The sequence below is a fragment of the Helicobacter salomonis genome, from assembly GCF_900197775.1.
GTDB classification, from domain to species: Bacteria; Campylobacterota; Campylobacteria; order Campylobacterales; family Helicobacteraceae; genus Helicobacter; species Helicobacter salomonis.
This window is the reverse complement of record NZ_FZMA01000021.1, coordinates 20,275-44,774: the sequence shown is the minus strand read 5'-3', so window position 1 is coordinate 44,774 and position 24,500 is coordinate 20,275. Positions and strand designations below refer to the sequence as shown.

The 24,500-nt window shown below is 46.8% G+C and carries 22 protein-coding genes and 1 other RNA gene; 8 read left to right on the top strand and 15 right to left on the bottom strand.

The window, feature by feature from the left end; genetic code table 11:
• The first annotated feature begins 68 nt into the window (after positions 1–68).
• The 3 genes from rpsT to C6H04_RS04405 all read left to right on the top strand — a co-directional run bounded on the left by rpsT (position 69) and on the right by C6H04_RS04405 (position 2,689).
• On the top strand, positions 69–344 hold the full coding sequence (rpsT, locus tag C6H04_RS04415) for a 30S ribosomal protein S20 (protein WP_104695568.1): 276 nt from the start codon (positions 69–71) through the stop codon (positions 342–344).
• Positions 345–347: 3 nt separating this feature from the next.
• A complete protein-coding gene (gene prfA / locus C6H04_RS04410; RefSeq protein WP_104732428.1) occupies positions 348–1,418 on the top strand; it encodes a peptide chain release factor 1 in 1,071 nt (356 codons plus the stop codon).
• A 266-nt stretch (positions 1,419–1,684) separates the two neighbouring features.
• Positions 1,685–2,689 (top strand): formamidase, encoded by a 1,005-nt coding sequence (locus tag C6H04_RS04405; RefSeq protein WP_104695566.1) that lies wholly within the window; start codon positions 1,685–1,687, stop codon positions 2,687–2,689.
• 195 nt (positions 2,690–2,884) lie between these two features.
• Here C6H04_RS04405 and carA read toward each other — a convergent pair whose 3' ends face one another.
• From carA to C6H04_RS04380, 4 genes are all read right to left on the bottom strand, one after another.
• Positions 2,885–4,030, bottom strand: coding sequence for a glutamine-hydrolyzing carbamoyl-phosphate synthase small subunit (gene carA / locus C6H04_RS04400; RefSeq protein WP_104732427.1), 1,146 nt, complete (start codon positions 4,028–4,030; stop codon positions 2,885–2,887).
• A complete protein-coding gene (locus C6H04_RS04395) occupies positions 4,030–4,581 on the bottom strand; it encodes a DUF507 family protein (protein ID WP_104695564.1) in 552 nt (183 codons plus the stop codon). The genes carA and C6H04_RS04395 overlap by 1 nt, the downstream gene beginning before the upstream one ends.
• Before the next feature lie 286 nt (positions 4,582–4,867).
• Positions 4,868–5,902 carry a type IV secretion system protein gene (locus C6H04_RS04385; protein ID WP_233711850.1) on the bottom strand — a complete coding sequence of 345 codons (1,035 nt, stop codon included), beginning with the start codon at positions 5,900–5,902 and terminating at the stop codon, positions 4,868–4,870.
• A 66-nt stretch (positions 5,903–5,968) separates the two neighbouring features.
• Positions 5,969–6,772 carry a 3'-5' exonuclease gene (locus tag C6H04_RS04380; protein ID WP_104732426.1) on the bottom strand — a complete coding sequence of 268 codons (804 nt, stop codon included), beginning with the start codon at positions 6,770–6,772 and terminating at the stop codon, positions 5,969–5,971.
• A 68-nt stretch (positions 6,773–6,840) separates the two neighbouring features.
• On the opposite strand from C6H04_RS04380, the gene gltX reads away from it, so the two are divergent.
• Complete coding sequence (gene gltX / locus C6H04_RS04375) at positions 6,841–8,214, top strand: glutamate--tRNA ligase (protein WP_199767082.1); 1,374 nt, start codon at positions 6,841–6,843, stop codon at positions 8,212–8,214.
• On the opposite strand, the gene C6H04_RS04370 is transcribed toward gltX, so the two are convergent.
• Complete coding sequence (locus C6H04_RS04370; protein WP_104732424.1) at positions 8,211–9,497, bottom strand: hypothetical protein; 1,287 nt, start codon at positions 9,495–9,497, stop codon at positions 8,211–8,213. The two genes, gltX and C6H04_RS04370, sit on opposite strands and share 4 nt — an antisense overlap.
• A gap of 322 nt (positions 9,498–9,819) precedes the next feature.
• On the opposite strand from C6H04_RS04370, the gene rnpB reads away from it, so the two are divergent.
• The 3 genes from rnpB (at position 9,820) to C6H04_RS04355 (ending at position 11,349) form a co-directional block, all read left to right on the top strand.
• An RNA gene (gene rnpB / locus C6H04_RS04365) (RNase P RNA component class A) lies at positions 9,820–10,140 on the top strand.
• Positions 10,141–10,153: 13 nt separating this feature from the next.
• Positions 10,154–11,020 carry a 16S rRNA (cytosine(1402)-N(4))-methyltransferase RsmH gene (rsmH, locus tag C6H04_RS04360; RefSeq protein ID WP_104732423.1) on the top strand — a complete coding sequence of 289 codons (867 nt, stop codon included), beginning with the start codon at positions 10,154–10,156 and terminating at the stop codon, positions 11,018–11,020.
• Between the two features lie 2 nt (positions 11,021–11,022).
• Complete coding sequence (locus tag C6H04_RS04355; RefSeq protein WP_104695558.1) at positions 11,023–11,349, top strand: hypothetical protein; 327 nt, start codon at positions 11,023–11,025, stop codon at positions 11,347–11,349.
• Positions 11,350–11,419: 70 nt separating this feature from the next.
• Here the strand turns inward: C6H04_RS04355 and ppa are convergent, their stop codons facing one another.
• The 4 genes from ppa to C6H04_RS04335 are packed head-to-tail and all read right to left on the bottom strand — an operon-like array spanning position 11,420 to position 15,247.
• Positions 11,420–11,950 (bottom strand): inorganic diphosphatase, encoded by a 531-nt coding sequence (gene ppa / locus C6H04_RS04350; RefSeq protein ID WP_104695557.1) that lies wholly within the window; start codon positions 11,948–11,950, stop codon positions 11,420–11,422.
• Positions 11,951–11,958: 8 nt separating this feature from the next.
• The gene (locus C6H04_RS04345) at positions 11,959–12,531 is read right to left on the bottom strand and encodes an adenylate kinase (protein WP_104695556.1); all 573 of its coding nucleotides are present in this window, start codon (positions 12,529–12,531) and stop codon (positions 11,959–11,961) included.
• Positions 12,528–14,282, bottom strand: a complete 1,755-nt coding sequence (gene aspS, locus C6H04_RS04340; protein WP_104732422.1) for an aspartate--tRNA ligase — start codon at positions 14,280–14,282, stop codon at positions 12,528–12,530. The genes C6H04_RS04345 and aspS overlap by 4 nt, the downstream gene beginning before the upstream one ends.
• A 14-nt stretch (positions 14,283–14,296) precedes the next feature.
• Entirely contained in the window at positions 14,297–15,247 is a 951-nt protein-coding gene (locus C6H04_RS04335; RefSeq protein ID WP_104695584.1) for a chemotaxis protein, read from the bottom strand.
• Between the two features lie 63 nt (positions 15,248–15,310).
• Between C6H04_RS04335 and ligA the strand changes: the two genes are divergently transcribed.
• Positions 15,311–17,551 (top strand): NAD-dependent DNA ligase LigA, encoded by a 2,241-nt coding sequence (gene ligA, locus C6H04_RS04330; RefSeq protein ID WP_104732421.1) that lies wholly within the window; start codon positions 15,311–15,313, stop codon positions 17,549–17,551.
• 304 nt (positions 17,552–17,855) lie between these two features.
• On the opposite strand, the gene C6H04_RS04325 is transcribed toward ligA, so the two are convergent.
• Genes C6H04_RS04325 through zwf form a run of 6 tightly spaced genes read right to left on the bottom strand, consistent with a single transcriptional unit; the run spans position 17,856 to position 24,469 of the window.
• Positions 17,856–19,076, bottom strand: a complete 1,221-nt coding sequence (locus tag C6H04_RS04325; RefSeq protein WP_104695553.1) for a sugar MFS transporter — start codon at positions 19,074–19,076, stop codon at positions 17,856–17,858.
• Positions 19,060–20,724 carry a glucose-6-phosphate isomerase gene (gene pgi / locus C6H04_RS04320; protein ID WP_104732420.1) on the bottom strand — a complete coding sequence of 555 codons (1,665 nt, stop codon included), beginning with the start codon at positions 20,722–20,724 and terminating at the stop codon, positions 19,060–19,062. Before pgi ends, C6H04_RS04325 begins: the two co-directional genes overlap by 17 nt.
• Positions 20,721–21,707 (bottom strand): glucokinase, encoded by a 987-nt coding sequence (locus C6H04_RS04315; protein ID WP_199767081.1) that lies wholly within the window; start codon positions 21,705–21,707, stop codon positions 20,721–20,723. The genes pgi and C6H04_RS04315 overlap by 4 nt, the downstream gene beginning before the upstream one ends.
• Entirely contained in the window at positions 21,688–22,410 is a 723-nt protein-coding gene (pgl, locus tag C6H04_RS04310) for a 6-phosphogluconolactonase (protein ID WP_158653811.1), read from the bottom strand. Before pgl (C6H04_RS04310) ends, C6H04_RS04315 begins: the two co-directional genes overlap by 20 nt.
• 26 nt (positions 22,411–22,436) lie before the next feature.
• Complete coding sequence (gene pgl, locus C6H04_RS04305) at positions 22,437–23,141, bottom strand: 6-phosphogluconolactonase (RefSeq protein WP_233711849.1); 705 nt, start codon at positions 23,139–23,141, stop codon at positions 22,437–22,439.
• Entirely contained in the window at positions 23,138–24,469 is a 1,332-nt protein-coding gene (gene zwf / locus C6H04_RS04300) for a glucose-6-phosphate dehydrogenase (RefSeq protein WP_104732417.1), read from the bottom strand. Before zwf ends, pgl (C6H04_RS04305) begins: the two co-directional genes overlap by 4 nt.
• Between the last annotated feature and the right edge of the window lie 31 nt (positions 24,470–24,500).

Here is a 24,500-nt window from a genome sequence, read left to right as displayed (position 1 = left end):
TTTAGTTGTCTTTAATTAAGATAAAGCTACAATTCTAACATACTATTTTTGATAAAAGGATTAAGTGCATGGCCAACCACAAATCGGCAGAAAAACGCATCCGCCAAACCCTCAAGCGCACCGAGCGCAACCGCTTTTATAAAACCCGTTTGAAAAACATTGTGAAGGCGGTGCGCGAAGCGGTGGCGCATAATGACCTCCCTAAAGCCCAAGAAACCCTTAAAGTAGCGAATAAAGAATTGCATAAATTCGTGAGTAAGGGTGTTTTAAAGAAGAACACCGCGTCTAGGAAGGTGTCGCGCTTGAACGCGAGTGTGAAGAAGATCGCTCTAGCCAACGCTTAAATCGTGCTATCTGCTAAACTAAAAGAGGTCGTGGCGCGTTATGACGCGCTCTCCCTCTCTCTCACCCAACCTGAAGTCTTAAACGATGTCAAGCGCCTAACTGAGCTCAGCAAAGAACAAGCTAACTTAGAAGAGCTTGCCACACAAGCAAAAGAGTATTTAGGTGTGCTTGATTCGATCCAAGAAAACAAAGCCTTATTAGAGGACAAGGAGCTAGGCGAATTAGCCAAAGAAGAGCTCAAACTCTTAGAGGAGCAGAGCAAAGTCCTAGAGGAGCGCATTAAAATTTTGCTCATCCCCAAAGACCCTAATGACAACAAAAATATCTATTTGGAATTGCGTGCGGGCACGGGAGGCGACGAGGCAGGTATCTTTGTGGGCGATCTCTTTAAAGCCTACTGCCGTTACGCAGATTTAAAACGCTGGAAAGTAGAAATTGTGAGCTCCAGCGAGAATAGCGTGGGGGGCTATAAGGAGATGATCGCTTTGATCAAAGGGCAGGGGGTGTATTCGCGCCTCAAATTTGAGGCAGGCACGCACCGCGTGCAACGCGTGCCAGAGACCGAATCGCAAGGGCGTATCCACACCTCAGCCATCACCGTGGCAATCATGCCTGAAGCCGATGATGTGGAGATTAACATTAACCCCAATGATTTACGCATTGAGGTTTTTAGGGCGGGCGGACATGGCGGGCAGTGCGTGAATACCACCGACTCCGCTGTGCGTATCACGCATGTGCCCAGCGGAATCAGTGTTTCTATGCAGGATGAAAAATCCCAACATAAAAACAAGGACAAGGCTTTAAAGATTTTAAAAGCCCGTTTGTATGAAAAGCAAATAGAAGAACAACAACAAGCCCACTCAGAGGAGCGTAAAATGCAGGTGGGCAGTGGGGATCGTAGTGAGCGCATCCGCACCTATAACTATCCGCAAAACCGCTTGAGTGATCACCGCATTAATCTAACCCTCTATAGCCTAGAGGAGATCATGCTCTCGGGCAATTTAGACCCCGTGATCGAACCCTTGATCGCACATGCCCAAGCAGTGGTGAGCGCACAGCCTTCGAACCTATAAAAAGCCCCGCGAAGGGATAACATCATATCATGGGGTTTATCGTGGACAGTAAGCGAAGTGAAACCCTGCTGTCGTGCGCATTCTCTCTTTTTGAAACTTTAAAAAATGAGGGTCTACCAGAGAGCTCCTCGCTCTTTTCCTATAATGGTGATCGCAGGCTGATTAAGTATCTCAACGACCTCTGATCTCATTTACTTTCCATTCAAACTGTTTTTTAATACTCTCTTAGCAATGCGAGTTGCTAAATTCATACGATAGGAGTTTTTATGGGTAGCATTGGAAGTATGGGTAAACCCATTGAGGGTTTTTTAGTTGCGGCGGTTCAGTTTCCTGTCCCCGTTGTCAATAGTCGGGCTGATATTGATAGGAACATTGAAAGCATTATTAGGACCTTGCATGCCACAAAAGCGGGTTATCCTGGTGTAGAGCTCATTATTTTCCCTGAATACAGCACGCAAGGACTGAATACCGCTAAATGGTTAAGCGAGGAGTTCTTGCTCGATGTGCCTGGCAAAGAAACCGAGATGTATGCCAAAGCGTGTAAAGAAGCAGGTGTGTTTGGCGTGTTTTCTGTCATGGAAAGAAATCCTGATCCTAACAAAAATCCTTACAATACCGCTATTATCATCAATCCACAGGGAGAAATTGTCCTAAAATATCGTAAACTCTTCCCATGGAACCCCATCGAACCTTGGTATCCTGGCGATCTAGGCATGCCTGTGTGTGATGGACCTGGAGGCTCTAAATTGGCTGTGTGTATCTGCCATGATGGCATGATTCCAGAGCTAGCTAGAGAAGCAGCATACAAGGGATGCAATGTTTACATTCGCATTTCAGGTTATAGTACTCAAGTTAATGATCAATGGATTCTTACTAACCGTTCAAATGCATGGCATAACCTGATGTATACCGTGAGCGTGAATTTAGCTGGCTATGACAATGTCTTTTACTATTTTGGAGAAGGGCAGATTTGTAATTTCGATGGGACCACTCTCGTGCAAGGACATCGCAATCCTTGGGAAATCGTCACAGGTGAGATTTACCCCAAAATGGCCGATAATGCGCGCTTGAGCTGGGGCTTGGAAAACAATATTTACAACTTGGGTCACCGCGGTTATGTTGCTAAACCTGGGGGAGAATCTGATGCGGGCTTGACCTATATTAAAGACTTGGCCGCTGGTAAATACAAATTGCCATGGGAAGATCACATGAAAATCAAAGATGGATCGATCTATGGTTATCCTACCACTGGCGGGCGTTTTGGGAAGTAACTTGTAGGGCGGTTCTGAGCGCCGCTGGTAGCTCTGTTGCTAGTGGTTGTCGCTCTGACGAAATGGGGGCGTTGGAGCCCCATGCAAAATCCGCAAAAAAACTTAGGTCTCCTGACGGCTATGAGTAGGGCTAGTGTCGTTATAGGGGTTTTTCGCTGATCGATCGGCTCCTCGGCCTACTTTGTGTGTCTGACCTCAAGTAGTTTGTGGCAGTAGGGCAGTATCTGGCGAGCGCACTAAACGGGCAAACTCTTGAAAGATATAGAGTCCATCTTCAGGTCCAGGGCTAGCCTCAGGATGGTGTTGCACAGAGAGAATAGGGTGATCGCGATAGGCCAGCCCCTCGATCGTGCCATCAAAGAGATTGATGTGGGTAATAGTAGCCACGCGCTCAATGTCCTCAGGCACACAATAATTGTGGTTCTGCGCGCTAATCTCTATGCGTCCCGTGGCGCGGTGAAGCACGGGGTGATTGCTCCCATGGTGACCAAATTTGAGTTTATAAGTGGAATAACCATAAGCCAGGCTCAGGAGTTGATGTCCCAAACAAATCCCACACAAAGGAATGCGCGCCTCAATGAGGGCCTGGATTTCCTTAATCTCATTTTTGAGTTTGAGCGGGTCGCCCGGCCCATTGGAGAGTAGAACCCCCCCAATTTCCCCTCGCTTATAGGCTTCAATGAGGGTGTGTGCCCGACTCTCATGCCTATAGAGGCGCACCCCTAAACCCACTGCGCCTAAGTGATTTAAAATACTTTGCTTGACCCCAAAATCTAACACCCCGATAGTGTGTTGTGCGTGTGCTAGGGGGCGGTATGCTAGAGTGTTGAAGTCATAAGAGCCGTGTGTGGGAGGGGTGGCCTTATTGGAAACCATGGGAATTACATTCATTTCGCGTAGAGGAGGAGTATTGCGCAAAATTTTGGCAAGTGCATCTTTTTCCATGAAAGTGGTAGAAATTACCACCTGCATTGCACCCTCATCGCGCAACATCCCTACCAGTGCGCGTGTGTCCACGCCGCAGATCCCTAGTACGCCCTGTCTTTGTAGCCACGCTCCTAAACCCTCTCGCGCTCTAAAATTAGAATAACGGGTAGGGGTGTGGCGTACCAGGATTCCAGAGCAATAACTTGTCGATTCACGATCCTGTCCATTCACCCCCACAACCCCCACCTCTGGCGTGCTAAAGATCACAAACTGCCCATAATAACTCGGATCGCTAATAATCTCTTCATAACCACTCATAGCGGTGTTAAAGACCGCTTCGCCCACACGCACACCTGACACTCCAAAACTCCGCGCTTCTAAGAATACCCCATTTTCAAATAAGATGGATGCCACTATAAAAAACCCTTACGGCGTAATTCTTCCTCATACATGCGCTCAAAAACCAACTCGTACGCATCGCTCCCCACAGGCAACTTGCGTTTATAATGCTTGATTTTTTCGGCCACCTCTAGCTCAATGCTCTCGTAGAGCTTTGCGTAAGTATCCATGGATTTAAAGATGAGATTACGAATTAGATTTTCAGAAACGGAAAACATGACAATATCCGCATCTAAAATATTATCTAAAATCGCATGCGAGAGCGCATTGCAGCGATCTTCCCACAGTAGGACAAATTCTATTTTAGAGGCAAGCTCTTTTTTAATCATCCAAAATAAATGCCGTTCATCAATGCGCATAAATTCAATTTCATCTAAATGATCTTCTAAGAGCTCGCGCGCCTGTTCGTCCAAGCGCGCCTCTTGGGCAACATTTTCTTGTAAAACATGCTGGATAATCCGAGTCAATTCGTCCAAAGTGCCTCTAAGTTCTAACAAGGGTGAGCGCACCAAATCTTGGGCAATTTTATGCACAATGTAGCCAATATGGTTAGGTTTCAATCTCATCTGCGCCGTCCTCAAAAATAGCCACTATTCTAGTTGATCTTTGCTCAAAGAACACTGAGAGGGCTGACAAGGTTTCTGCGTGTTCGCCCATAGCCCACCTGCTAAACGCAGGTAGACCTGAGCACTCGCACGCTAAAGCCCAAGCATAAAGCTATGGAGAATATGTCAATTCTATGATGCTACTTCTACTTGGGAGCTCATGAGCGCGCACGGGCTTTTTTGCATTTCGTAAACCTGACTGGTGCAAGCCCCAAGACTAAGAAGCAAAGCTAAGTTGAACATCCATTTAAGACCCATTAGTGCTCCTAAAAGTGGTGGTATCGATGTGAGGCTTGGAGTCTGAGAGCGTCTGGACATGTAAGGACATCTCTTGAGGCATGTACGCGGTGGCGTGGCTGTGTTGAGCTGTGTTAGACACACCGGAGTGGTAGATTGTCTGCACATTTTGCAAGAAGCTCGCCCTACCTAAGCCCACCAAATGTACCATGTCTTTGACACCGCCTTGAGTATGAAACAAAGACTGAATAAAGTGGGGCACCCGTTGGATTAAAAAGAGCTCTAAAAGCGCACTAATGATGACCAGCACATAAGTTTCATAGGCTTGTGGAGTGTTGAGCACGGGGATTAAGGTTTGTAACACTCGTGCATTATAACAGGCAAGCAAGACCACAATGGGCTGGTAGAAACTCAGGGCAACGCACTTTTTTAAGTAGAGCCAGAGCATTGGTCGTGTGCTGGCAAAAAAGCCTAAGGGTAATACCAGGATACCTAAAGCCAACCAAAGATAGATTTCAATGGCAACCATCAGAGCTAAAGCGAGCAATAAGGTGAGCAGAGCTCCTTGGGAGAGTAGCACGCCTAGAACAAGCATTTCATGCACTTGCAGAGTAGATGCATCCATTGTCTGAAGGAGCAAGCCCAAGGTGTGGAAGGTTTGGTTAGTAAGGAAGGCAAAATCTAAAGATAGATTTTCGAGCCCTAAGCTAGAATTTTGCAAACTTGAGCGAACGATACCCATTAAAACATCTGAACCATAAAACACAAGGATTTTGAGCTTCGTATAGAAGTCCTGAGAATGTTTCCAAGCGTAGTTAAACAGTGTAAAGAAGCCTGCAAAGCCCGCTAGAGAAAAAAGTGTCTTGGAGCTAAACATATCTCCCAAACGCACGCGCTGATATCCCCACGCCATTAGCGCTAAACTCACTAGAGCATTGCCCAAAAACGGGAGTTTTAAACTCTCTAAAATCTCATCTCCCACATTGCTTAAAAGCACCTGCGTAGGATCCATGAAAAACTGCAAGAGAGTCTGATAAAAATCCACAGCTAACCTCGATGCGAAGTATAGGCATGATAGCCAATCAGGACTGACGCACTGCTTTGCATCGTGTCAATCCTGCATTTCTGCCTGAATTTCACACTCCAGCGCTTGCGCAAAAACGGCGCTGTAAGGTTTATCTTGGGGGAGTTTGTTTTTAAAGTCCACAAGAATATTGAGGTAGTGTTCTTTGGCTAGCATGCCTTTGGAGAGAATGTATTTTAAATACAGCCAATAGGTGTTGAGCACATCGCCCTGACAATAGTTATCGATGCGCTCTAGGCGATCACTCTCTTGGCCATAATAAATTTCGTGCACATGTCCTCCACTCAGGTCAAATTTGCCCGGTAAGCCCGCCATAGCGCATACCCCATCGAGCTTAAGTCTCGCTTGGGTGTTAAAATGAGAGAGGCTATCGAGTAAGTCTATGTGGAATGCTTCGTTGTAGCGGTAGCGGTAATTCTCCCACTTATTTTCTTGGCTGTAAAAGGTGCGTGCGTCCAGGTTATAGGCTAGAGCTTTGAGCATCAACACAGGCAAGTCAAAGTTACGCCCATTAAAGCTGACTAACATGGGTTTTTTATGGTTAAAAAAGCTTAGAAAATCCGCGACTAAGTGCTTTTCGTCCTCCTTTTGCCCTTCTTGTCTGCCAAAATTGCCCACTTTGATAAAATGCCCCTGCGCATCGGCTAACACGGCAGCAATGGACACCACTTTATGCCAATATAGAGGTAAAAACTCGCTCCCACTCTTGGCTTTTTGCATGGTAAACGCCTTGGTGCAAAGGTCCAATGGGCTTAGTGCCCAATCGGGGTCTAAATCGCGACTAATGAGCTCAATATCTGGCACGGTTTCAATATCTAGGACACAGAGCATGCGCACCCTTTTAAGTTAGCTTGTATTAGAATGCGTATTTTAGGACTTTTGCGCTTAAAGGATTGAGCATGGTTGTGACGCGTTTTGCACCTTCGCCCACAGGGCACTTACATATCGGGGGATTGAGAACAGCTCTTTTTAATTATCTCTATGCCAAAGGAGCGGGGGGAAAATTTTACTTGCGCATTGAGGACACAGATTTAGCACGCAATAGCCAAGAAGCCACGGAAGCGATTTTACAGGCCTTTGAGTGGGTGGGCTTAGATTTTGATAGCGAAATTCTCTACCAATCCCAACGCTTAAAACTATATCAAAGCTATATCCAACAACTCTTAGAAGCAGGCAAAGCATATCACTGCTACATGAGTAAGGAAGAATTAGAAGCTTTAAGAGAATCCCAGCGCGCACGAGGAGAAACCCCCCGCTACGATCGCCGTTACCGTGATTTTAAAGGCACGCCCCCACAAGGGGTTACCCCCGTGGTGCGCCTTAAAGCCCCTTTAGAGGGAGAAATTGCCTTTGAAGACGGAGTTAAGGGTGCAGTGGTGGTGCAGGCTAAAGAGTTAGATGATTTCATCATCGCGCGCGCAGATGGCACGCCCACTTATAATTTTGTGGTGAGCGTTGATGACGCACTGATGGGAATTACCGATATTATTCGCGGAGACGATCACCTGAGCAACACCCCTAAACAAATCCTCATCTATCAAGCACTAGGCTTTGGATTGCCTAATTTTTACCATGTCCCCATGATTTTAAACGAGCAGGGGCGCAAGCTGAGTAAGCGCGATGGAGCGATGGGGGTGATGGATTATAAGAATTTAGGTTATCTTAAAGAGGCTTTGCTCAACTTCTTGGTGCGCTTGGGTTGGAGCTATGGTGATCAGGAGATTTTTAGCTTAGAGGAATTGCTGCAACACTTCAGTCCTAAAGAGCTCAATAGCGCGCCCAGTTGCTTTAGCCCTCATAAACTAGACTGGCTCAACGCGCACTATCTCAAAGCAACCCCCAATGACATTTTAGAAAGCCTTCTAAAAGACTTTGATATGCCCCCTAGTTTTGCTCGTTTAAGACCCGCTCAAAAAGACATTTTATTAAGCGCGCTCAAAGGGCGATGTGCCACACTTCAAAGTTTGAGTTTAGGGGTGCATGAGGTGCTAGACTCCCCCACTGCCTACGAATCTATTAAAAATCCTGAGGCTAGAGTCTTATTAGAAGCCTTTATGCACGATTTGAAAGAAGCATCGTTAGACAGCTTAGAGAATGTCCAAACTCTCTTGCACACCTTTTTAGCAGCACATGCGCTCAAACCCGGGACTTTCATGCCAGTCTTGCGCGTTGCGCTCTTGGGAAAAAAGGGGGGAATTGACCTTAAGGAAGCGCTATTTGTCTTGGAAGATCAAGTTTTAGAACGCCTACAGACTTTCTTGGAGCGCACCTAGTGGTGGTGGCTACGCACAAAGTCCACGAGCTCCCTTGTATCAATAGAAAGGGTCACGAATTGCTGAAAGGTAGTGTACCACTTACCCCCCGTGCCATTCAGGCTGTGCCCATCGCCCCCACCCATGAAGTTAAAAAATGCGTCCGCACGCAAGCTGATGAATCTATTTTTATAGACATAATAAAGTGCAAGCCGTTGGAAATTGGGAGCATGGTACCAGGGTAGACCGGTGTAGAGCGCGCGTCCATAGGTGGCATAAAATTTCATCTGAGGCTTGTCGGAAAAGTAGTATTTTTCATAAAATCCAAAGCCCTTGTATTGCGCCACAAAGTCAAACTGCCCACCCAAACTATTATACCACTGGCTAGGACCACACTTCACTCCTGAGCGCACACAATAATGCTCCTGTTCAGACATCGTGCCAAATTGAAAATAAATCTTATCCATGTAAGGCATGAGTTGTTTTAGATCTGTTTTGATATAAGCGTGGTAATAAATGCGATCGAGCACGGTGGGGTTAGCATATTTCCCCGGCACACCCCCCTGAGATTCTCCGCTAAAATAGGGATAGCCATTGGGCCAGAGTGGGGTTTCATCGTTTTGATTCATATAAGAATGCCCATCAAAGGGATATTTGCTACCCATGCTATAAGAGCTGGTATTATGGAAAGCCACAATCCTACCTCCAAAGCCAAGATAGCCCTTTAAAAACGACCACTCTGTGGAACCAAAGTAGAGCATTTGATTCATGTCATAGTTTTTATTAGCCGGACCATTATTCCAGTTACGCCCCCCATACCAATCGATGATGAATTCTCCCCACCCATTCCACCAGCGATTAGGGTCATAAGGAGGTTTGTATTGCAACATTGCCCCCCTAGCTGTAGGGTCTTTAAACCAAAAGAGTTTTTTAAAGGCGGCCAGGGGATAGGAAGAGATAGAGTAAGTTCTAGGGATGATCCCCACATAAGCCCTAAAATTTTTTCCCACCGCGCTATAATACATCGTAACTCCCCAAGAATAGGGGAAATAACTATAATGTGTGTGGAGATTCTGGATAAACCACCCACCAAACATAAGCGATTGACTCTTGCTAAATTGGACTCCAATCTCGGGCATGAGGCGATTTTTCATATTGAGCACACTATTCCAGTAGGGGTTGTTTTCTCCAGCCAAATTATAGGTAAAGCTTACAAATTTCAAATCGTAGGCAAAGCTGGCCGCAACCCCTCCTGTCGTAACAGTTCCCCACAACATTAAAGCACAAGATAACGCACTCCGCATTAAAAAACCTCAGAATAAGGGATATTCAACCAACCCCCCGTGTGCTAGGGTTGAATTTGATTAGAAATAGACACACCCAAGACAATCATACCAGCCCGGGCAGCAAGGGATAAAAAACACACCACAGCCAACTCTGCGCAGGCATTCTGCCTTAAATTCTCTGTATATGGGCTTAAAATTAGCCCGAAAAGGCACAAGTGGAGAAGACCATCTTAAAGCCAGAAACACCCCTGGATTAATTTGGAAATCTAAACTCAAAACCAATATACCTATTAAATCTCTATTAACGAGTAGATTAAGCTAATTTTAGTTAGAATCGCGCCCGCATGGGCGGTGGTTGCTCTAAAAGTTTTTTAGAGAGGAAAGTCCGAGCTACATAAGACGGGATTCCATTTAACGAATGGCTAGCGTAAGCTAAGGGAAAGTGCCACAGAAATAAACCGCTCGACTAGAGTAAGGGTGAAAAGGCGGGGTAAGAGCCCACCGCACCCCAAGCGATTGGGGCTGGCTAGGTAAACCCAATCCGTAGCAAGAAGTGCGTGGTAGAGTCTTAAGCGTAGCACTTCGCATGAGGTGGGTTGCAAAACCCATCCTAGATAAATAACCACCCACGACAGAACTCGGCTTATGCCCATGCCACCAAAGTAAAGGACTGCATGCATCAAAGTGTTTTACTTCAAGAAGTGATCGAGGCTTACACACCTCTCTCTTACATTCAAAACCCTATTTTGATCGATTGCACTTTGGGTTTGGGTGGACATGCTCTAGCGTTATTGCAAGCCTATCCCCATCTACGCATTATTGGGATTGATCGCGACAGAGAGGCCAGTACCTTGGCCAAGCAACGACTGGAAACCTATATGCCCCGTTTTACTTACTACCATGGCACTTACCAAGATGTCATCTCTCAGCTAGTCCAAGAGGGAATATGGGAGCGTTGTGATGGGGTATTAGCGGACTTGGGGGTAAGCTCTTTGCAACTAGATACCAGCACAAGAGGCTTTGGTTTTGATTCCTCCACCTTGGATATGCGCATGGACATTGATGCGTCCCTAGATGCGTATAAAGTGGTCAATCGTTACAGCCTTTATGAGTTAGAGCGTGTGCTAGAGAGGGGGGAAGTGCGAGGTGCTAAAAAAATTGCCTCTCTCATTGTTCAAAGGCGACACCAACGCGTATTTCAAGATGCCAAAGACTTGGCAAGTTTTTTGAGTACACACCTCAAGCGCCATAAACACCACCCTGCAACCCTAGTGTTTCAAGCCATCCGCATGGAGGTCAATGATGAAATGGGCAACTTGCGCGCGCTTTTAAATTACGCCAAAAATTTAAAACACGCCTTATTGACTATTATCTCTTTCCATTCTCTGGAAGATAGACAGGTCAAACATGCTTTTAAAGAATTCGCTAAGTCTTATGGGCAATGCCTCACCAAGAAACCTATCACTCCAAGCATGTTGGAGTTACAGCAAAATCCCCGGTCGCGGAGTGCTAAAATGCGCATTTTTCATTTTCAAGGTTGAATATGTCACACACACTTGCTATAGAAGAAGAGCATTTAGAAGAGCGCCGTTTGCGCACCAGCGCAAAGGAGAGAGACGCGCTTTTTAGCGAGGAGGCCACAGAAAGACAGGGTATCTCTGTGGCGTGGTTATTCTTGAGTGTGATGGGCTTGATACTCTCTTTGGTGCTCTTGACCCCCAAAATATATTTGACCAATAACATTTACTACACCAGTCGCGCCATCCAAAAACTCAAAGGTCAAGAAAACTTACTTCAAGAAGAGAAACGGCAACTCCAGCTTGAGTTGGAGAAACAGCGCTACAAATACACTATAGAGAATATGCCCTAATCAGTCGCCTAAGGCTGAGATCTGAGAGCGTAGATGAAGTAATGCTGGCCCTCCCCCTGGGAGGCATGATTTACTTTTTTGACTTTTGACAATGATCTATGGCTTGTTCCAGCACCTCTTGGGCTTGGGCTTTGTTGCCAAAGCCCTTCACCTTGACCCATTTGTCTTTTTCCAAATCTTTGTAAGTTTCAAAGAAATGTTTGATCTTCTCTAGGGTGATGGGGGGTAAATCCTCTAGACTTTGGATTTTAGCATAGCGCGGATCGATTTTCTCTACGGGGAGGGCTAAGAGTTTTTCATCCACTCCGCCCTCATCTTCCATGAACAACACTCCGATTAGGCGGCATTTGATCACGCTCCCCGCTTGCAGAGGGTCTTCATTGAGCACCAAAATATCGGCTGGGTCGCCATCGCCCCCCAAAGTATGGGGCACAAAGCCGTAGTTGGCAGGGTAAACCATAGAGGGGTAGAGCACGCGATCGACCACCACTGCGCCGCTGTCCTTGTCTACCTCGTATTTGACATGCGAGCCATAGGGAATTTCAATGATCGCATTGATCGCATCGGGATTTTTGCCGATTTTAATGTACTGGATTTGCATATGTGTCCTTATAGATTATTTTTAATGTAGCTTTCAACATCGTTCACAATTTCTTCAATGCCTCGTTCACCATTGATTTCTTGGTGCACCTCAAGGGCTTTATAAAACTCTAAGATACTCTCTAGGGGTTGAGTATACACCTGCATGCGCTTGTTAAAGACCTCTAAATTATCATCATCTCCCCTTGAGCGCCCCAAAACGCGCTCTCTAGCTACCGGCTCGCTCACCTTGACCTCCACCACGCCCTTTAAGCGCACTTCCTCTTGTGCTTTGAGCATGCGATCTAGGGCTTGCATTTGCTCCACACTGCGCGGATAGCCATCAATGATCACCACATCCTTAGGCGCGCTTTTAATCGCGCTGATGATCGTATCAATCACAATATCTAAGGGCACGAGATCGCCCTTGTTGGTGAACTCAGCAATGCGTAGCCCGCGCTCACTTCCCTTAGCAATTTCTGCGCGCAAGAGGTCGCCGGTAGAATAGTGCACCATATTAGCACTATTGCGCTGTGCAATAAGCTGTGCGTCTGTGGTTTTACCACTCCCGGGCGCGCCGATGATCAAAAATAGGTGTTTCATGGGTGTTTCCTTTTAGGGTTTCTTAAGCGGATATGCAATTCTCTTAACTGCTCCTCAGAAGCCTCGCTGGGGGCTTGGCTGAGTAGGCAGGTGGCTTTTTGAGTTTTGGGAAAGGCGATCACATCGCGGATACTGGGCACTTTGGCAAGCAACATCACAAGGCGATCTAACCCTAGAGCAAAGCCCGCATGGGGGGGTGCACCATATTGCAATGCCTCTAAAAAGAAGCCAAATTTTTCTTGGGCTTCCTGCTGGCTAATGCCCAGTAGCTCGAACACTTTGGCCTGCACTTCCTCTTTATGGATGCGCACACTCCCCCCGCCCAATTCAACCCCATTGAGCACGATGTCATAGGCAATCGAGCGCATCTCCTCTAAATCCTCATTATCTAGGTCTTTGGGCATGGTAAAGGGATGATGTGCTGCGCTGAGTTTACCCTCTGCGCTCTCAAACATAGGGAAATCCACCACCCATAAGAGATTAAAGGCATCTGCATTAATCAGTCCTAAATCTTGAGCGAGTTTCAAGCGCAGACGCCCCATGTAATCCCAAACGACCTTTTTAGCCCCCGCGCCAAAAAAGAGAATATCTCCCACCTGTACCCGTGTGCGCGCTAAGAGCTCTTGCAAGTGTGCTTCACTTAAGAATTTCACTAAGGGTCCCTTAGCCCCCTCAGGCTTGATTTGTAAATAGGCTAACCCCTGTGCCCCAAAGCTACGCACAAAGCTTTCCGCCTCGCTCAAATACTTACGACTACAAAAGCTATCCCCCCCGGGCACGCGCAGGGCTTTAAAGCGATTCTTTTTAGGATCGTTAGCAATGCTTTTAAAAATCTCATTACTGCTCTGTACAAAGAGATCACCCACTTCTACTAAGGGCAGCTCAAAGCGCAAATCGGGTTTATCACTCCCGTATTTTTCCATTGCCTCCATGTAATCTAGGCGCGCAAAAGGAGTAGCAACCTCCACTCCCACGCTTTTAAAGACAGCTTGTAATAGAGTTTCGGCCACTTCTAGGACATCCTCTTGGGTGCAAAAACTCATTTCCACATCCACTTGGGTAAACTCAGGCTGGCGATCCGCGCGCAAATCCTCATCTCTAAAGCACTTGACTATCTGATAGTAGCGGTCCATGCCCGCGACCATTAAAAGCTGTTTGAAGAGCTGGGGGCTTTGAGGCAGGGCAAAAAATGCGCCATCATGCACGCGACTAGGGATAAGAAAATCTCTAGCCCCCTCTGGGGTGGTTTTGGCTAGCATAGGGGTTTCCATCTCTAAGAAGTCCAAAGAGTCTAAGCAATCGCGCACGGCTTTAGCCACACGGCTACGCATTTTAAAAATCTCATAACTTTTAGGGGAGCGTAAATCTAAAAAGCGGTATTGCAGGCGTAAATCCTCATTCACACTTGAATCCCCTATAGCAATAGGAGGAGTGAGGCTTTTATTTTCAATATGCAAGCTCTCTAGCACCACCTCAATTTTGCCCGTTTTGAGTTTGGGATTTTCCAGCCCTTGCGCACGCGCGCGCACCACACCCTTAGCGATGAGCACAAACTCATGGCGCACTAAATTAGCCACTTCATAAGCCGCAGATTGCGGATCGCACACCAATTGCACTAACCCGCTTTTATCACGTAGATCGATGAAGATCACCCCCCCATGATCGCGGTAATTATGACACCACCCACACAGCTCTACGCGTTGTCCCAGCAGCGCTTCGCCCACTTGGGCACATAAATGTGTCCTTAACATCAATTTCCTTTTATTCAGACTTGTAAATATGCGTGCAAGAGTTCGCGGATTTCATCCGGGTGGGATTTGATAACAAACCCATCGGCATGCAGAGAATCAGCAAGCTGTTTATTCGACTCGCTACTCATAGAAGAATTGATAATGACGGGCAAGTGCTTGGTGCGTGCGTCCTCTTTGATTCGCTTGAGCACTTCAAACCCAGACACCATGGGCATTTCTAAATCGGTGATGATCGCCCCCACATGCTCGATCATCTTGTCTGCAAAAAGCCGTTTGAGCAACGCCTCGCCATTAGGGAAAGCCTCGTATCTGAGATTTAAATTCCCCACGATTCGCTCTAGGTTTTTCATTGCCACTTGGGAATCCTCGGCAATTAAGATCAGCTTATCGCTCTTGATGGCCTCCACAAACTGCGCCTTGAGTCGATTGAGTTCCTGTAAGTCTGGAAAAGTATCTACCAGCATACGCTCCACATCTAAAATCTGAATCACTCTATCCTGCTCAAAGCGCGTGATCGCGCTCACCTTACCCCCCGCTCCAAAGCCCTGTTTGTCCCCCACGCTTATATCTCCCCAACTCTTGTGCACAATGCGCTTAATGGCGAAGATTTTCAATCCCACTACACAGCTGGAAAACTCGCACACAATCACCAAATTTTCCTTGCTTTGCACAGACACGCCACTGAGATCGCGATCAGGATCGCTAGGCTCATAATGAAGCCAGCGCTTCACATCGATGAGAGGCACGGACTCCCCCCGAATAGTCAAAAATCCTAACATCATGCTCTCATTGCCCCCCACAGTTTCGGTCACATCTCCATCATAATAAATGATCTCACGGATTTTAAAAATATTGATCCCATAGAGCTCAGCATTATTACCGCTATCATCGCTGAGTGTAAAACATAGGAACTGCGCCTCGTTATTCAGGTGCAAAGAAATGCTAGAATCCACATCGCCAATCAAGCTCATCCTTTCTCTTAACCTAAACTCCGCTACAATGCCCGCCATTATAGCAAAGACTGGACAATGATACAAACTTTTCAAGACTATCAAGCTTGTGTAGAGCGCGCCTGCAAATACGCCCACCATTACTATGTGTTAGACGATCCGCTCATTAGCGATTTTGAGTATGACACACTCTACCAGCAGATCAAGGATTATGAACGCACCCACCCCGAGCAGATTTTGGAACACTCTCCCACCCAACGCGTGGGCGATGCCTTGCTCTCTTATTTGCCCAAACACACACACCTAGAGCGTATGTGGAGTTTAGATAATGTCTTTGATGTAGAGGGTTTGCAAACTTGGATCACGCGCATTCTCAAGGTTTATCCGCATGCCCGCTTCACCTGTTCGCCTAAGCTTGATGGAGTGTCTCTCAATCTCTTTTATGATCAAGGCAGGTTAATCAGTGCTGCCACAAGGGGCAATGGTGTAGAGGGGGAATTAGTTACCCACATCGCTAAAACCATTCCCTCCATTCCTTTGCGCATTACTCACACAAGCCCCCTAGAAATTCGCGGAGAGGTGGGGATCGAACATAGCGATTTTGAAAAGCTCAACCAAGAAAGACTTGCGCAAAATCAGCCCCTCTTTGCTAATGCGCGCAACGCTGCTGCAGGGAGTTTGCGCCAACTTGATGCGCGCGTGAGTGCCAGGCGCAAGCTGAGTTTCACCCCCTGGGGTTTAGGGCGTTGCACCCCCACTTTATCTAGTTTTAAAGCTATGATGGATCTTTTGTTAGAAAATCACTTCTTGCCCATGCCCTTTAGCCTTTGTGAGAGTATAGAGGACATCCAAAAAGTCTACATGGAATTATATGCCCAAAGAAAGCATGCCAAAATGGCGATGGATGGCATGGTAGTGGTAGTAGATGACTTTGGTATGCAAAACGATTTAGGCTTCACTCTCAAAGCCCCGCGCTTTGCTATTGCCTATAAGTTCCCAGCCAATGAAAAACACACCCGCTTGTTAGAGGTTATCGCGCAGGTGGGGCGTAGCGGAGCGATCACACCTGTGGCGTGTTTAGAGCCCGTGAATTTAGACGGGGCACAGATTGCGCGCGCTACTTTGAATAGCTATACAGATATCCAACAAAAAGACCTTCAGCTGAATGATATGGTGGTAGTGCTCAGAAGTGGAGATGTAATCCCCCAAGTGATCAAACCCTTAACCCATCTGCGTGATGGCAGTCAAAAACCCATCATTCCCCCCAGCCACTGCCCAGCATGCCAAAGTGTTTTAGAACAACAACCTCTTAATATCTGTCCCCAATGCCATTTATCTCTACTCTTAAAGGATAAGCCTAATTTCTGCCCTACATGTGCGCTTTTTATGCACCGCCACCATACCTGCCCCAAGTGCGATCACCTCATCAGCTCACGCGCGCGTGCATGCCCTAATTGCGCACATTCTGCCTTTCCGCTTGTCTGCTCTGTATGTCTTGGGGCTTTAGAATACAGACCTTATTGCTACCGTTGCAATTTAGACCTCTCAACTTACCCGCGCGCGCTCTGCTGTGCTAACCCCTCTTGCAGTGCAAAATTGCATGCCAGCTTGGTCTATTTTGCCTCCAAACAAGGCTTAGAGATCGCCGGGTTGGGAGATAAAGTGGTTAAACAATTGCTAGAGGCTAAATTAATTAGTCAAATTAGCGACCTCTATACTTTGCAACTAGAAGATTTGCTCAAACTGGAGGGCTGGAAGCAAAAGCGTGCTCAAAATCTCTTAAATGCCATTGCCAAAACCAGGCACACTCCCCTATGGCGCTTGATCAGCGCTTTAGGCATTGGCAATATCGGTAAAGGAGCGAGTAAAAAGCTCGCAGATGTTCTAGGCTTGGAAGTTTTTAAGCAAGATTACCAAGGGTATCAACGCGCCTTCCAGCAGGTGTTTCAAGGAGTCAAAGAGGATCAAAAAGGGGATTATAAAAGCGCGCAATCTTTCTGGGAGTTTGTGCAGGCTAATCAAGAACTCATCGCGCATTTAATGCAGATCATCCAGCCCACCGCCCCCATCTCTCAAGATTCTCCAAATCATTTCTTCAAGAGCAAGATCATCGTCATCACAGGGAGCTTTGCAATCTCTAGGCAAAAGCTGACTCAACAATTAGAAGAGTTAGGCGCGCAGGTCAAAAACCATTTGAGCAGTAAGACTGATTTCTTATTGTGTGGTGCTAATCCGGGAAGCAAGTTAGAGCAAGCACGGATACAGGGTATTGCCATCATAGAGGAGGCACAATTACAGCAGATACTGGGAATTGATTAGAACACCCGTCAAATCCTACAGATCGCAGAACCTGTGCATCCTACTTACCCACCCAAGGAGGGGTGGCTTTTACAGACTCCTTTGACATACTCTCCCATAACTAAAGTTAGGGGATTCTAACTTTAGTGGAGATCGCGGCTTCAAGCAGGACAGCTCCGTTTGGAGTCTTACGTTCCCTATTCCAAAGGTTGATGCCCCAACCCCAAGGGTATTACCCCTTGATTGCACAAATATTAGCACAGCCATGCTGGTGCTAGCCTTATAGACTCCTGTAGAAGGGCTGTTATGCCTGTGAGATCTATGGTTATACCATCTCTTCCTTGTCTGTGATCACTTTATAGCCTTGAATGGCAAAGAAAACGATGTAGAAATAGCAAACCATGGGAACGAGATAAGAGGTGATAAGCCCCATGTAGTCAGCAACAATTCCCTGTACAGGAGGCACGAGTGCGCCCCCGACAATGGCAATACAGATAAGTCCAGAAGCTTGACTGGTGAACTTGCCTAGATTTTTAGTCGCTAAGGAGAAAATAGTGGGGAACATGATGGAGTTGAAGAGTCCGATGGCAAGTAAGAAATAAATCGTTACATGGCTATCAAAAACAATCGCCAAGATAAGCAACACCACATTAGTGATTGCATTAAAGGCTAAACATTTATTGGGCGCAATTTTAGACATAATCGCGCTCCCGATGAAGCGCCCCACCATCGCCCCACCCCAATAGAAGCTGATGTAGTGCGCACTGGTCTTGGCATCCATGCTGGCCACTTTTTCCATAGTGAGGACCAAGAACGATCCAATGGACACTTCCGCACCCACATAAAAGAAAATCGCCAAAGCTCCAAGCACTAAATGAGAATACTCAAACATGCTCTGTTTACCATCGTGGTTTTCTTCGCTGATTTGTTCAGCGCGTTCACGCACATCGGGCAATTTGAGTAGATAAATCACCACAGCGAGCAGAACGGCCACGCCCGCAATCATCAGATAAGGAATTTGCACAGATTGCGCACCTTTAACCTTATCGACCATTTCTGCTGTGTCCGCAATGATGAGCAGGGCACCAAAGTGTGGTCCTAAGAATGTGCCTAACGAGTTGAAAGCCTGCACTAGCGTGAGCGCACTCGCTTCCTTACCTGGCGATAGCAAAGTAACAAAGGGGTTGCCCGCTGTTTGCAAGAGCACGACTCCACTGGCTAAGACAAAGAGCGCGCCCAGAAAGATAGGATAGGAAGCCGTAGAAGCGGCGGGGTAGAAAAGCACACAGCCCAAAGCGGTGAGTAAAAACCCCCCCACTACCCCAGCTGGATAGCCGATCTTATCGAGCAATTTTCCAAAAAATCCCCCCGTGATAAAATAAGCTCCAAAAAAACAAAATTGTACCAATGCAGCTTCAAAATAGTTGAGATCGAATATCTTCCTAAGATGGGGAATCAAAATGTCATTGAGCACTGTAATGAAACCCATCATAAAAAACAATGCCGTCAGGGTAGCCAGGGCGAAATTATTACTCTTGGTCTGCATGTAAAACTCCTTTGTTGTAGATTTTATAGAGGTTGATTAAGTGTTGTGTCGAGCTATCATGGAAGCTCTGCGCGTTCCCCTCTCGCAGCTGGACCAAAATATCCTTAGCTAGCTCTTTACCTAATTCCACACCCCATTGATCAAAGCTATTAATATCCCAAATGGCTCCCTGCACAAAAATTTTATGCTCATAAAGGGCAACCAGATTCCCAATGCTCTTAGGAGTAATGGCATCTAACAAGAGCACATTGCTGGGACGATTGCCTGAAAAAACTCGGTGAGGCGCAATGACGCAGGCCTGTTCAGGAGGCACACCCTTTTCTATGAGCTGTGCATAGGCTTCTTGGTAATCCTTGCCCTTCATAAAGGCCTCTGCCTGGGCAAAGACATTACTCAGCAAAATTTCATGGTGGCCGGGTAAATTACCCTCTTTGCTCAAAGAAGCGATAAAATCAATAGGGGTTAAATGCGTGCCCTGATGCAATAATTGAAAAAAGGCGTGTTGGGAGTTAATGCCCAAATCTCCCCAAATAATGGGCCCTGTATCGTAATTGACCACCTCGCCCTTAAGTGTGGTGCGCTTGCCATTGCTCTCCATGTCTAATTGTTGGATAAATCGAGGAAGATAGCGCAAATACTGATCGTAGGGAGCGATTAAGTGACTACCTGCATCAAAGAAGTTCACATACCAAACCCCTAGCAAAGCCAAAATTACGGGCATATTGTGCTCAAAGGGGGTGCTCCTGAAATGCGTATCCATCTCAAATGCGCCTTCTAGCAGTTCTTGAAAATTCTCCTTACCCAAATAGATCATGATAGAGAGTCCAATGGCTGACCACAGACTATAGCGCCCGCCTACCCAATTCCAAAACTCAAACATGTTTTTGGTGTCGATTCCAAAGTCTTGCACGGCTTGCTTATTAGTTGAAACAGCCACAAAATGTTTGGCGATGTGGACTTCATCATGGGCGTGGGCCAAGAACCACGCGCGCGCACTCAGAGCATTTGTCAAGGTTTCTTGAGTGGAAAAGGTTTTAGAAGCGACAATAAACAGCGTAGTCTCAGGGTGGATTTTATCCAGAACACTTTGAATCTGAATCCCATCCACATTGGAGACAAAATACATGTTAAGTCTAGGGTGAGCATAACGCTTTAAGGCCTTGCACACCATGAGTGCCCCCAAGTCCGAGCCCCCGATACCAATGTTCACCACATCAGTGATGATTTGATTGGTATAGCCCAACCAACGCCCACAGCGCAAAGCGTCGCTAAAATCTGCCATGCGCGCAAGCACATCGCGCACTTTAGGCATCACATCCTCCCCATCCACCCTCACTTTTTCTTGAGACTGGTTGCGTAGAGCTGTATGCAACACTGCGCGTCCCTCTGTAGCGTTGATCTTTTCCCCCGAAAACATCGCCTCAATCTTGCGCTCTAAAGCACACTCTTGAGCTAAATCTCTCAAAAGCTTCAAAGTTTCATCATTGATGCGGTTTTTAGAATAATCCAAACAGAGACTGCCCACTTTGAGAAAATAGCGCGTGGCGCGCTGCGGATCGTTGGCGAACATGTCTTTCATGTGCACTTCTTTGACATTCTCAAAATGCGCGTCTAATGCTTTAAAAGTGCTCAGGGCTGTTAAACTCATGCTTTAACCTTTAAATGATTGTCTAATGCCACAGCTACACCCTTGATACCCGGATGTTTAGCCAACACCACATAAACGGGAATAGCCGCCAAATACGCCGCAAAACGCCCCTTATTTTCAAAGCGCAAGCGAAAGGGAGAGGTTTTGAAATAATCAATAAAGCGCGGGATAATACCTCCACACAGATACACTCCTCCACGCGCACCTAAAATCAAGGCCATGTTGGAGGCCACAGTGCCTAAGATAGTGCAAAAAATATCCAAAGTAAGACGACATAGAGGTGATTTACCGCTGAGTGCCTGTTGGCTGATGAGCTCAGGGGTCATATGATTGACTTTAACGCCCTCTCGATCAGCTAGGGCGGCATGGATAAGCACTAAGCCTGCACCGCTTAAAAAGCGTTCAGCAGACACATGTCCATATTTTTTACGCGCATAATGCCAAATCATAATCTCGGTATCATCAAAGGGCGCAAAGCTCACATGCCCCCCTTCCCCAGCTAGAGCCGTGTAAGAACCATCACAGCAGGGAATGAGCGCACTCACCCCTAAACCTGTACCCGGTCCTAGCACTACTTTAGGCGCGTCAATTCCACACACATTTCCCCCCACCTGTAGTAACTCTTCAGGGTCTATCTTAGAGATAGCATGGGCTTGGGCGGTAAAGTCATTGATCAAAATAAGCACCTCTAGCTTGAGAGCTTGGCGTGTGGTTTCAATGGAGAACGCCCAGTGATGGTTAGTCATTTGCACCCAATCGCCCATGACGGGGTTAGCGATGGCGATTGCGGCGTATTTCACAGGGGGATTACTGACTTTAGTCAAATACGCTTTGATTGCGTCAACAACGGTGTTATAATCTTGACAAGGTAACACTTCAATGCATTCAATCTTGTCTGGAGCAACCTCCAGTCCAAAGCGTGCGTTCGTGCCTCCAATGTCGGCAAGCAGGCGGGGGTAAGTTTTATCGGATGTAGAAGACAAAGCACTCAACCTTTTCAGAATGTAAGATATAAGAAATGGGAAGTTGGGGGTTGATCTGCTTTTTAGCTAGATCGAACATAGCCCCTTTCTCTTCTCCAGTGGTGAACAAAAAAACGCTTTTACAATTTTCAAGCGCGCTCAAAGACATGCCCAAGCGTTTAAAAGGGTCGTTTTTGGATGTGGTGAGCACGAGGGGCTGGGTGGTACTCATAGCATGCTCATACTCAGGCGCATCGGGGAAAAGCGAGATGATGTGCCCATCAGCACCCATGCCAAGCAGTGCTAAATCGGGTTGTTGGTATTGAGAAAGTGCTTCTTGGAAGATGGTCTCTAAAGGCAGGGTTGCATCGCACACAAGGGGGGTAAAGGGCAGAGGCACGCAGAATCGAGCCCTACACCTCTTTAAAAAATGCTCTTCAATCAATCTAGCACCGCTCTCTTCATGATCTCTATCTACCACGCATTCATCTGCAAGACAGATAGAAAAGCCCTCCCACCAAGAGTTGATCTCTGCTAGTGCTTTTAATAAAGGGGTGAGTGTTTTGTCCCCAGAAAAAGCCATGCGTACATGATCTTGTCGAATGGGAGGGAAGGTGAGCCAATCGCTTGCAAAACCTGAAATCCCGAAAGCTACACTCTTAATATAGCTATCCTCAGACCCTTGAGGTCTTTGGGCGGGAAGTTCTTCAAAAAGCGCAATCATCATAACTCTCTGGGCAAATGCAGGTTTTATGGGGTATAGAAGACATTACAACTCACCTTTTCAGAATGTAAGATGTAGGAAATGGGAAGTTGGGGGTTGATCCCCTTAGCAGCCTCATCAAAAACCCTGCGTTTTTCCTCTCCAGAGATGAGTAACCAGCATTCCTTACAGCTCTCTAAAGCGTGCAAACTCATGCTAATGCGCTTGTGGGGGGCATTTTGAGGCGTGGTGAGCACAAGAGGCTCTGCGGTGCTTAGGGCATGCTCGTATTCAGGTGCATCGGGGAAAAGCGAGGCGGTGTGTCCGTCCAAGCCCATGCCAAGCAGTGCCAAATCGGGTTGCTTGTAACTCTCCAGGGCCTTTTGTAAGATCATCTCGGGAGGGAGGCTGGCATCTGTAACCAAGGGGGTAAAGGGCACATCAATGTTAAACTTAGAGCGCACCTTATCTAAAAAATGCCTATGGATCAAACGCGCATTGCTATCCTCGTGATCAGGGGGGACAATGCGATCGTCGACTAAACCAAGAGTGTATTCATCCCACCAAGTGAGACCTGCCAAATACTCTAAAAAGGGGATCGGGCTTTTGCCTCCCGAAAAGGCGATATGGATTTGGTGATCGTCTGTGGCATAAAGATAATCTAGATCATCCGTGAATGCACTAGCATGGCATCCAAAACTATCTAGGTATCCTTGAGGAGTACCCATATCGGTAAGTTCTAAAAAATTCAAAACCACGCACGCCCCTCCTTCTCCAGCAGATCAAAAGCCTCTTTGGGACCAAAACTCCCCGCTGGGTAGAAATACAAGGGGGTTTCATTGGCTTGCCATGCTTGCAAGATGGGATCAAGCCACACCCAAGCAGCCTCTAACTCGTCTTGGTGGTTGAACGCACTTTGGTTGGAGTCAAAGGCATCTAAGATGAGGCGTTGGTAAGCGTCCATGCCACCTTCTAGTGCACTTTGCAATACGATGGGAGCATTGGCATGCAGACTCAGCCAAATAGCTGGGTTGGGTTGGATGTTAAAGACTAGAGAGTTGTCCCCTTTAAAACCAACTACCACTTGCACGAAAGAACCCCCCATGCGCTTGCCTGTGCGCAGATAAAAGGGCACATCCACCCATTCGGGGCGATCAATTTCTAGTTTGAGCGCGACAAAGGTTTCAGTTTGGCTTTGTGGATTGACATGGGATTCTTGCCTATAGCCCACTAGTGCATCATTTGCGCTGTATTGAGCGCGCACTACTTGGTGGCGCACCGCTTGGTCATCTAAGGGTTTGAGGCTTTGGAGTAAAGAGAGTTTAGCTTTGCGGATGGAGGAGGCATCTAAGTTTGAGGGTAGGGGCATGGTGAGTAGGGCGAGCATTTGGAGCATGTGGTTTTGAAGCATGTCACGCAGTGCCCCCATGGGGTCGTAAAAGCCCCCTCGACTCTCCACCCCCAAGGTTTCGCACACGCTAATTTGCACATGATCAACATGACCATGATTGCAAAGGGCTTGAAGCCAGGGATTAGAGACGCGCAGACCCAAGAGATTTTGCACGCTCTGCTTACCCAAATAGTGATCGATGCGATAAATTTGGCTTTCCTGGTAGTGCTTGGCAATACTCTTGTGAATCGCGCGCGCGGAGTGCAGATCCACCCCTAAGGGCTTTTCTAACACAATCTTAACTTGGGGGGCGTTCAGTCCCACCTGCGCCAAATGCGCGCAAGCGATCGCAAAAAACTCTGGAGCGATGGAAAAATAAATGAGCGTATTGGGGTGAAGGGGCTTTTGCGTGAGAGCTTTAAAATCCTGGGCTTGGGTTAAGTCCATCGGTACATATTCAATATGCTGGGTAAAATTTTCCCACAATACCAAATCAAGATTTTTGAGATGAGGCTTTGTCTTGGTGTCTAATAAATGTAGAAATTCCTCGCGACTAAGGCGCGAACGCCCCGTAGCTAAAATACTAGGGACTAATAACTGATCCTTATAAGCTCTATAGAGGGCGGGGAAAATCTTACGCAAAGCTAAATCCCCCGTTGCGCCTAGTAAAATAAAATGACCCTCACGCATTAAAATCCTTCTAAGCCCATTTAGGACATGG